11 protein-coding genes are annotated in these 9,938 nt (G+C 59.4%); 7 read left to right on the plus strand and 4 right to left on the minus strand.

Annotated elements, in window-relative coordinates:
* The 6 genes from VGU61_RS07735 to VGU61_RS07760 form a co-directional block, all read left to right on the plus strand.
* A partial coding sequence (locus tag VGU61_RS07735; protein WP_326858543.1) for a riboflavin kinase occupies positions 1 to 177 on the plus strand: 177 nt, incomplete at its 5' end.
* Between the two features lie 57 nt (positions 178 to 234).
* Positions 235 to 3,084, plus strand: a complete 2,850-nt coding sequence (gene ileS, locus VGU61_RS07740) for an isoleucine--tRNA ligase (protein ID WP_326858533.1) — start codon at positions 235 to 237, stop codon at positions 3,082 to 3,084.
* 124 nt (positions 3,085 to 3,208) lie between these two features.
* Complete coding sequence (gene lspA, locus VGU61_RS07745; RefSeq protein ID WP_326858534.1) at positions 3,209 to 3,706, plus strand: signal peptidase II; 498 nt, start codon at positions 3,209 to 3,211, stop codon at positions 3,704 to 3,706.
* Positions 3,707 to 3,796: 90 nt separating this feature from the next.
* Complete coding sequence (gene coaBC, locus VGU61_RS07750) at positions 3,797 to 4,990, plus strand: bifunctional phosphopantothenoylcysteine decarboxylase/phosphopantothenate--cysteine ligase CoaBC (RefSeq protein ID WP_326858535.1); 1,194 nt, start codon at positions 3,797 to 3,799, stop codon at positions 4,988 to 4,990.
* Positions 4,991 to 5,067: 77 nt separating this feature from the next.
* Positions 5,068 to 5,517, plus strand: coding sequence for a dUTP diphosphatase (gene dut / locus VGU61_RS07755; RefSeq protein ID WP_326858536.1), 450 nt, complete (start codon positions 5,068 to 5,070; stop codon positions 5,515 to 5,517).
* Between the two features lie 38 nt (positions 5,518 to 5,555).
* A complete protein-coding gene (locus VGU61_RS07760) occupies positions 5,556 to 6,638 on the plus strand; it encodes a M48 family metallopeptidase (RefSeq protein WP_326858537.1) in 1,083 nt (360 codons plus the stop codon).
* Positions 6,639 to 6,732: 94 nt separating this feature from the next.
* Here VGU61_RS07760 and VGU61_RS07765 read toward each other — a convergent pair whose 3' ends face one another.
* The 3 genes from VGU61_RS07765 to VGU61_RS07775 all read right to left on the minus strand — a co-directional run bounded on the left by VGU61_RS07765 (position 6,733) and on the right by VGU61_RS07775 (position 8,283).
* Positions 6,733 to 6,924: a hypothetical protein gene (locus VGU61_RS07765; protein ID WP_326858538.1), complete on the minus strand. Its 192-nt coding sequence runs from the start codon at positions 6,922 to 6,924 to the stop codon at positions 6,733 to 6,735.
* A 63-nt stretch (positions 6,925 to 6,987) separates the two neighbouring features.
* Positions 6,988 to 7,290 (minus strand): hypothetical protein, encoded by a 303-nt coding sequence (locus VGU61_RS07770; RefSeq protein ID WP_326858539.1) that lies wholly within the window; start codon positions 7,288 to 7,290, stop codon positions 6,988 to 6,990.
* 267 nt (positions 7,291 to 7,557) lie between these two features.
* Positions 7,558 to 8,283, minus strand: a complete 726-nt coding sequence (locus VGU61_RS07775; RefSeq protein WP_326858540.1) for a Crp/Fnr family transcriptional regulator — start codon at positions 8,281 to 8,283, stop codon at positions 7,558 to 7,560.
* On the opposite strand from VGU61_RS07775, the gene VGU61_RS07780 reads away from it, so the two are divergent.
* On the plus strand, positions 8,282 to 8,581 hold the full coding sequence (locus tag VGU61_RS07780) for a hypothetical protein (protein ID WP_326858541.1): 300 nt from the start codon (positions 8,282 to 8,284) through the stop codon (positions 8,579 to 8,581). The two genes, VGU61_RS07775 and VGU61_RS07780, sit on opposite strands and share 2 nt — an antisense overlap.
* A 432-nt stretch (positions 8,582 to 9,013) precedes the next feature.
* Here the strand turns inward: VGU61_RS07780 and VGU61_RS07785 are convergent, their stop codons facing one another.
* Complete coding sequence (locus tag VGU61_RS07785; RefSeq protein WP_326858542.1) at positions 9,014 to 9,547, minus strand: GNAT family N-acetyltransferase; 534 nt, start codon at positions 9,545 to 9,547, stop codon at positions 9,014 to 9,016.
* Between the last annotated feature and the right edge of the window lie 391 nt (positions 9,548 to 9,938).

Below are 9,938 nucleotides of genomic sequence, written 5' to 3' on the forward strand. Positions count from 1 at the left end.
CACCGCGAGTGCTATGGCGAGTTGATTCGCGTGGAGTTTCTGAAAAAACTGCGCGACGAGGAAAAGTATGTCGATCTTCCGACGCTGACAGCAGCCATTGAACGCGACGCCGATGATGCCCGCGCCTACTTCGAGCGGCAGGATGCCGCAGCCACCTCCGCGACCGACCGAATTTGATGATCGAACATTCCGTTTGCGCCTGTTTGATCAACCGATTTCTCATTTGAAGCCATCATGTCCGACCAAAAAAACAAGTACCCGGTCAACCTGACCGAAACCGCCTTTCCGATGCGCGGCGACCTCGCCAAGCGTGAACCGAAATGGGTCAAGGAATGGCAGGATAAAAAGATCTACGAGAAGATCCGCAAGGCTTCCGCCAACCGCCCGAAATTCATCCTGCATGACGGTCCGCCATATGCCAACGGGGATATCCATATCGGCCATGCGGTCAACAAGATCCTGAAGGACATGATCGTCAAGGCACGCAACATGGCGGGATACGATGCGCAGTATGTCCCGGGCTGGGACTGCCACGGCATGCCGATCGAAATCCAGATTGAAAAGCAGTTCGGCAAGAATCTTCCCACCGCCGACGTGCTGGCGAAATCGCGCGCCTATGCGAGCGAACAGATCGAGCGACAGAAGAAGGACTTCATCCGCCTCGGCGTGCTGGGCGAGTGGGACAATCCGTACAAGACGATGAACTTCCGCAACGAGGCCGACGAGATTCGCGCCCTCGGCAAGATCCTCGACAAGGGGTATGTGTACCGCGGACTGAAGCCGGTCAACTGGTGCTTCGATTGCGGCTCCGCGCTGGCGGAGGCGGAAGTCGAATACCAGGACAAGCGAGACCCGGCGATCGACGTCGGCTTCCCGTTCGCCGAGCAGGACAAGCTGGCCAAGGCGTTCGGCCTCCCCAAGCTGCCGACCGACAAGGGCTATGTGGTGATCTGGACCACCACCCCATGGACCGTTCCTGCCAACCAGGCGCTGAACGTCCATCCGGAATTCGACTACGCGCTGGTGCAGACCGAGCGCAACGGTGAAGCCCTGTTGCTCCTGCTGGCGAAGGACCTCGCGCCGGCCTGCCTGGAACGTTATGGACTGAAGGGCTCGATCATCGCCACCTGCAAGGGCGAGGCGCTGTCGCTGATCAATTTCCGTCATCCATTCGCCCACCTCGACAAAGGCTACGACCGCCTGTCGCCGGTCTATCTCGGCGACTACGTCACGCTCGACACCGGCACGGGCATCGTGCACTCATCGCCGGCCTACGGCGTGGACGACTTCCTGTCCTGCAAGGCGCACGGCATGAAGGACGACGACATCCTGAACCCGGTGATGGGCGACGGCCGCTATGCGTCCTGGCTGCCCTTCTTTGGCGGGCTGACCATCTGGGAAGCGTCCAAGCCGATCTGCGCCAAGCTCGACGAGGCCGGCTCGCTGTTCAAGCTGGTGATGTTCGACCATAGCTACATGCATTGCTGGCGGCACAAGACGCCGATCATCTACCGCGCGACCTCGCAGTGGTTCGCCGGCATGGACCGCAAGCCGAAGGACGGCGGCCCGACGCTGCGTGAAACCGCGCTGGCGGGCATCGAAGCCACCGACTTCTTCCCCGGCTGGGGCAAGGCGCGGCTGCACGGCATGATCGCCAACCGGCCCGACTGGACCCTGTCGCGCCAGCGCCAGTGGGGTGTGCCGATGGCCTTCTTCGTGCACAAGGAAACCGGCGAGCTGCATCCGCGCACGCCGGAGTTGCTGGAAGAAGTGGCGAAACGTGTCGAGCAGAGCGGCATCGAGGCGTGGCAATCGCTCGATCCGAAGGAACTGCTCGGCGCCGACGCCGACATGTACCTGAAGAACAAGGACACCCTCGACGTCTGGTTCGATTCCGGCAGCACGCATTACACCGTCCTGCGCGGCTCGCACGCGGCACAGTCGCAGTTCCCGGCCGATCTCTATCTGGAAGGCTCGGACCAGCATCGGGGCTGGTTCCATTCCTCACTGCTGACCGCCTCGATGATCGACGGCCGCGCGCCATACAAAGCCCTGCTGACGCATGGTTTCGTGGTGGACGGCGAAGGCAAGAAAATGTCGAAGTCGAAGGGCAACGTGGTCGCGCCGCAGAAAGTGTCGGACACGCTCGGCGCCGAAATCCTCCGTCTGTGGGTCGCGTCCACCGATTATTCGGGCGAACTGTCGATCTCCGACGAGATCCTGAAGCGCGTGGTGGAAGCCTACCGCCGCATCCGCAACACATTGCGCTTCCTGCTGGCGAACACATCGGATTTCGATCCGGCAAAGGATGCGCTGCCGGTGGCCGACCTGTTCGAGATCGACCGCTACGCGATTGCCCGCATGACCGGACTGCAGGCGGAAATTCTGCAGCACTATCAGGTATTCGAATTCCATCCGGTGGTGGCGAAAATCCAGATGTACTGCTCGGAGGACCTGGGTGGGTTCTATCTCGACATCCTCAAGGACCGTTTGTACACCTGCGGTGCGACCTCGACTGCCCGTCGCTCGGCGCAAACCGCGATCTGGCACATCACCCAGGCGCTGCTGCGCCTGATGGCGCCGATGATGTCCTTCACCGCCGAGGAGGCATGGGCGGTATTCGCAAGCAAGGAAGCCTTTGCGGAAAGCGGCGAAACCATCTTCACCCAGACCTACTACGCGTTGCCGGAAGTACCGAACGCAGCGCCGCTGGTGGATCGTTTCGATGCCCTGCGCGGATTGCGCGCGGAGGTCATGAAGCAGCTGGAGGAGGTCCGGATTGCCGGCGGCATCGGCTCGTCGCTGCAGGCCGAAGTGGAGATCAAGGCCAGCGGCGAAAAGTACGCCTTGCTCAAGGGACTGGGGGAAGACCTCAAGTTCGTGTTCATCACCTCGCAGGCGACGGTCACCCAGGTGGCGAACGAAGGGGAGGAAGCCATCATCGTCACGCCGTCGGCCCATCAGAAATGCGAGCGCTGCTGGCATTACCGGGCCGACGTGGGTTCGCACGCCGAGCATGCCGGCATCTGCGGACGTTGCGTGGCGAACCTGTTCGGCAGCGGTGAAGCGCGCACATTCGCCTAACGGGCGTTTGCCACAAGGCATGGCGCAGTCCTGACGACGGACCCGGCCTTTCAGTTACTGAAAGCGCCGGGCCTGCGCAGCTTACTCGTGCCCCGAAAACGGAATCAATTACAAGCAATCAAACATGGCCAAGAAAAACACGTTCTCCGACAATCGCGCCGGCATCACTCCCTGGCTGGGCATCGCTGCCATCATCATCATGCTCGACCAGATCACCAAGGTCACCATCACCAAACTGTTTTCGTATGGCGAATCCTATCCGGTGACCTCGTTCTTCAATCTGGTCCTGGTTCATAACAAGGGCGCCGCCTTCAGCTTCCTTGCAAACCAGGGCGGCTGGCAGCGCTACTTCTTCACCGCCATCGGCGTGACGGCGGCCATCTTCATCATTTACCTGCTGAAACGACACGCCGGCCAGCGCCTGTTCTGCTGGGCCCTGGCGCTGATCCTCGGCGGCGCGATCGGCAACGTGATCGACCGGGCCCTGTACGGCTATGTCATCGACTTCCTCGACGTGTATGTCGGCACCTGGCACTGGCCGGCTTTCAATGTCGCCGACAGCGCCATCTGCGTGGGCGCGGCCCTGTTCATCTACGACGAGCTGCGGCGGGTCGGCAAGTAGGCGCCGCCGACAGCATGATTGGAAACCCGTGCTATCCGGCAGACATGGATATTGCGGATACACTAGCCCGACTCTACATCAGGAGGTTCAATGGATCTCGCCGGTAAAAAGATCGTACTGGGACTGACCGGGGGCGTTGCCTGCTACAAGGCGGCCGACCTCACCCGCAGGCTGACCAAGGCCGGGGCGTCGGTGCAGGTCGTCATGACCCAGTCGGCTGCCCGGTTCATTACGCCGGTCACCATGCAGGCGCTGTCCGGCAATCCGGTGTTCTGCGATCAGTGGGATGCGCGCATCGACAACAACATGCCGCACATCGACCTCACCCGCGGCGTCGATGCGATCGTCATTGCCCCCTGCTCCGCCGATTTCATGTCGAAACTCGCGCATGGCGCCTGTGACGACCTGTTGTCGACGCTCTGCGTGGCGCGTCCATTGCTGCTGCCATTGCTGATCGCGCCGGCAATGAACGTCGAAATGTGGCAGAACCCCGCCACCCAGCGCAACCTCCGCCAGCTCAAGGAGGACGGCATCCATATTCTCGGCCCGGAGGCCGGTGATCAGGCCTGTGGCGAGACCGGGATGGGCCGGATGCTGGAACCGGAATACCTGCTGGAGGAAGTGGTAGCCGCGTTGCACCTCAAATTGCTGGCGGGGAAACGCGTGCTGGTCACTGCCGGCCCGACCTTCGAACCGATCGACCCTGTCCGCGGCATCACCAATCTCTCCTCCGGCAAAATGGGGTATGCGATTGCCCGCGCCGCGCGCGAAGCGGGCGCCGAGGTAACGCTGGTATCCGGCCCGACCGCACTCGCGGCGCCCTATGGCCTGCACCGGATCAATGTCCATACTGCGCAGCAAATGTACGATGTGGTGCTTTCCCATGCTGCCGACCAGGATGTCTTCATCGCGGTCGCGGCGGTGGCGGACTGGCGCGTCGCCAATGTCAGCGAACAGAAATTGAAGAAAACCGCCGAGGGCGGTGCGCCGCTGCTGCAGTTCGAGCAAAACCCGGACATTCTGGCCGCAGTAGCCGCATTGCCGAAACGGCCGTACTGCGTCGGCTTCGCGGCCGAGTCCGAGCAGTTGCTGCGCTACGGCGAAGAAAAACGGCAGCGCAAGGGCATTCCCCTGCTGGTCGGCAATATCGGCCATCAGACCTTCGGCAAGGACGACAACGAACTGGTGCTGTTCGACGAACAGGGCCAGATCCATCTTCCCCGCGCCGACAAGCAGGCACTTGCGCGTCACCTGGTTGCGGAGATCGCCCGTCGTCTTGCGTAGCTCCGGCCATACCGGTCGCCGCTATTGATTAACCCTGCCGCCGGATCGGCGGCCGCTTCACCTTACGTCCGCCAACAATGAAAAATATCGCCGTCAAGATTCTCGATCCGCGCATGAAGGAACAGATGCCTGCCTACGCCACACCGGGCAGCGCCGGGCTCGACCTGCGCGCCTGCCTCGATGCCCCGCTCGTCATCAAACCCGGCGACACCCATCTTGTTCCGACCGGTCTCGCAATCCATATCGGCGACCCCGGCTACGCCGCCATGATCCTGCCGCGCAGCGGCATGGGCCACAAGCACGGCATCGTGCTCGGCAACCTGGTCGGCCTGATCGATTCGGATTACCAGGGGCAACTGATGGTATCGACCTGGAACCGGGGGCAAGCGGAATTCACGCTGCAGCCGATGGAACGGCTGGCGCAACTTGTCATCGTCCCGGTCCTGCAGGTCGGATTCGAGGTGGTGGAGGAATTCACCGATAGCCAACGCGGTGCCGGCGGTTTCGGCAGCACAGGAAAACACTGATCCATTTCATGGAGAATCACATGCGCCGGACAACAACAATGCCATCCCGAACCCGCTTCCTGACAACACCACTGGCCGGCGTGCTGCCGGTGGCTCTGCTGCTGGCGGCGTGCACCAGTGTCCCGCTGCCGCCGGACAATCCCGTCCTGCCCGAGCCGCGCGTCACCCCTGTCACCCCGCCGCCGGTATCCAGCGCCGAGGAAGAAGCCCTGCGATCGCTCGTCGCGCAGCAGGACAGGCTTTACCAGGTGGCTGGACCGCTGCTGGTGCGCAATCCCGAGTTGTGCCGGAACAATGCCCGCAACCTGCTGGGCTTCACCGCGAAGAACAAATACTCCTACTCGTCCGAGTTCGTCAATGCGGCACAGAAGGTGTTCGGCATGGATGAGCAATTGAAGGTGATGGGCGTGCTGGCGCAGAGCGGCGCGGCGAAAGCCGGCCTGCAACGCGGTGACACGCTGATTGCGGTGGAGAACCAGCCCATGCCCCAGGGCCAGAACGCGGAGCGTCAGGCGGGCGCCCTGCTCGGCCCCTTGCTGGCCGGACGAACCAGCGTCAGGCTGACGGTGCGCCGCAATGGCGCCGAGCTGCCGCTTACCGTGCCGTTGACGTTTGCCTGTGCATTCGGCATCGAGCTGGGCAATACCGATAACGTCAATGCCTACGGCGATGGCTACCGCGTACTGATTACCCGCGGCATGCTGAACGTCGCGCGATCCGACCAGGAGCTGGCATACGTGATGGCAAAGGAAATGGCGCATAACGCGCTGGCGCATGCCAACCGGCAGCGCATGAGCGCGACGATAGGCGGCGTCATCGATAACCTGGTGCTGATCCGGCCCGACATGAGCACGATGGCGGGCACGGCAGGCATCCTCCCCTACCCGGTAGAGCTGGACACCGCCGCCGACAAGCTGTCGATGTATATGCTGGCGCGCGCCGGCTACAACATCGACAACGCGCCGGCTTTCTGGAGCAGGCTAGCTAGCCAGTATCCGCCGTCAATGCTCAACGCCTATACAGCGCTGCATCCTGCAACGCCGGCTCGGATTTCGGCAATGCAGGCAGCAATCAAGGATATCAAGGCGAAACAGGCAACGCGCAGGCCGCTGATTCCCTGACGGATTTTCACCGCCCTGGAAAGGGCGGTGAAGATGTCCCGGCGTTGGTGATGTCTGTCAGGCAGGAACCGATGGACCAAAGAATTGGACGGGATTAATTAGGTTGCGGAGCAGGACTGGAAAGATCGCTATCGCTCTTGGCAGCACTTTCCAGTGCTGCTTCCAGAATGTCTCGCATGATTTCCGCATTGGTGGCGATGTCTTCCACATAAACACGTCGTGGCAGCAATCCTGCCTCCACCGCTTTCCTGGTTGCTGCTTGCAGCATGTCTTTCGTAATATCCATAATCTCGCTCGTGTTCTCCAGGTTATGAGCCGTGCATGAATATGCAACGCATGGCCATGATGTCTACTTGCGCAATCCCACTATGGCGGCATAATCGCCCGCGCGCAGCGGCCGGTATCGCCCTCGCCGGTCGCCAAGCAACGTCCGCAGATCGCGTATCGCCATGCCGCTGGCTTCATGCATCCACATCAGCATCGACGCGCTGACTCCCAGTTCACGTCGCCTTATCATCTCCAGGATGGGACGTGCCACTTTCAGCTTGCGTGCCAGTTCGGTATCGTTATCCACATCAAGCTTTTCAACCAATGTATCGAGAAGCCGGTCCGGATTGTAGGGACCCGCAATTGTAATTTCTTGTTCAGTCATAGGTTCCTCTGCAGGTGCCGCCGGAAAATACGGTCATCACGCAAACGACCAGCCACCTGAAAAGAGTATCGGCCGGATGCACGAAGCGCGCGTGACAACTGCGACGGTGATGAATTTGAAAAAACAAATTCTGATAGATCGAATAACGGGAGTCTGTATGGAGAGTGACATAAACACCGCTATTTGCGGTGCTTGATGGAGAAGGCTTTTCCTATAAAAAACTTCTATTACAACAGGGTAATGTACTTGCCTGAATGATGGGAAATCCTAGCTTCGCGACAATCCGAGAACCCGTTGAAATTGTTCTTTGACCATGCCATAGCACTCGCAGCATGTTGCTTCAAGGCCGGTGCGATTGAGGATGGTGAGATTGCCGCGGCTGTACTTGATCAAGCCGGCCTGCTGAAAGGAACTCGCCACGAGACTCACGCTGGGACGATGGACGCCCAGCATATCGGCAAGAAACTCCTGAGTGAGGTGGAATTGCTCGGTACGAACGCGGTCATGCGTCATCAGCACCCAGCGAGCAAATCGTTCTTCAATGGTGTGCAGGCGGTTGCAGGCAACCGACTGTGATACCTGGCTCAGGTAAGCCTGAAGGAACTTGAGACCGACACGACGCAGCGGCGTGTCGGTCGTAATCTCGTTCTTGAAATCGGACGTCCGCATTCGCAAGCTGTCACCGGCGACCTGGCAGATCGTCGTTTCAGTCGCGTACTCGGTGCCGACCAGCAAATTAACCCCTGAGAAGCCTTCATTGCCGATCGTACCGACTTCAATGGCAGTACCGTTCTGCAGGAACGTCAGAACCGAAAAAGCGCTGGTGCAAGGAAAATAGACATACTCGATTACCTTGTCACGTTCGAACAGCACCTGCTTGAATTCGGTGCGGACCAATTGCAGCAAAGGGGCGATGCGCTGGAAGTCTTCTGGCGGCAGCAATGACAGCAGATGGTTGGCAGGTGGCTGGTCTGGCGTGATCGGAACGGACATGTATTTTCTTTATTTGTCGGACACTGGGCATCAAATGAAATCTTCGAAGCCTCAAACGACTGACAGGGTCTCCGCTCGCGGATGGCTTTTCTATGCTTGCTTGAACGTCGGCAGCGCTGTTGAACAACCTGGCGTGGGCGAATCGATTCCCGACAGCAGCTTCCCTGCGCGCCATTTCATACTGGCGGGTATGCAGTACACCGCAACTCCCAAAACGATTCCCGCAAAGGTTTCCGATAGCCTGCCGGATCGCTTCCGGACAAGAATGGCAAAGGATAAAACTACGTTGAGCGGCTGACAAAACAATCAACGGCAGGAACAGATCGTCTCGGACAACTCGCAGTGCAGTGATCCATTTTGTCGGCAACATAAAAACTATCAACGTTGCAAAGTGTGCCGTTCCTGCGCAGATGAGTCTGTTGGATTCCTGACATATATCGCTTAAATTTAAGGCAACATGCGAAATGTATTGGATCGGTCCTCAGGAAACCTTTTCCGAGGCCCTACCCTGTCCAAGACAAGGATGCGTTCGCATCGCAATGCACGATGTTCATGGCTCGGTTCGGTATAAGGAAACAGCTCAGCCGCTCTCCGGCACGAACCGGCGAAACGTACCAATGATTTTGCGTATGGCTAATATGTCTTTTGTGAGTATGGGTGACGGCAGGCATGATTCGACTACCGTGAGACCCTGCGGAGGGATGCAAAGCCGTCGGCCTTGCTTATGCATTCAGCCGCCGCACCTGCAAGGTCTTTTCTGCGGATTGCCTGTCGGTGTCAGCTGCTTTGATAAGGAATAGGCTTCCGTGCCGAAAGCACTGGTCGTCGTGCGGTTCAACGTAAAACCGTGGCGCAAGTAAAACTGCTGTGCCGTCAGGGTGCTATCCACCTGCAGCGTACGCAATCCCCATTCATCGGCTCGACGTTCGATCGCCTGCAACAGCGCATTCCCGGCGCCCGCCTGGCACATCTCGGGCGCTACGTAGAACAAGACGATTTTCCCCTGACGGGTCAGGATGGCGATCCCTGCGACCTGGTTATCAATCACCGCAACCAGCGAGCAATTCTTCCCTGACTCGATCCAGCTCCTTACCGTTTCGGGCGTCTTGTTCGCCAGCCATGTCGTCAGGATGGCACTGTCATTGCGATGGTCCTGTTCGCACAACTGGGAAATCGAGCGACGCAAGACATTACAGGCACAACCGGCATCGCCGGGTTCGGCGGTTCGGACTTCGATTTTGGCTGGTTCGCGGGTCGACAACATGGGTGAATCTGCTATTCGTTCGAATGACGCTGGTGAATTCGCAATGGCTGTATATCGGCGATATCGGCGCAGCAGGCAATCCTGGCGCCGCAGAAAGTTTACCGTCAAGAAGGGATCTTACCCAAAAAATGGGGAATGATAGGAAGTGTGGTCATTCCCATAGTTGTTTTCACCTCACAGGCGCATGGGTTAAATGCAATGGGAATAAGGGTATGGCGAAATTGCCTGTTCGCTGTGGCAATGCAGCATGCGCGGAACATTATTGAATGGCAGCCTGCCCGCGTGATGGCCGCCATGATGCCGCCGACGAGGTGAAACCTGGAAGGTAAGTCAGCCTGACGCCAGCGGAAAGAGAATGACCGCCCAGGTTGCGACGGCAAGTGAGCAGGCG

Origin of the sequence: Noviherbaspirillum sp. (assembly GCF_035944575.1) — a bacterium.
Taxonomy (GTDB): domain Bacteria; phylum Pseudomonadota; class Gammaproteobacteria; order Burkholderiales; family Burkholderiaceae_D; genus Noviherbaspirillum.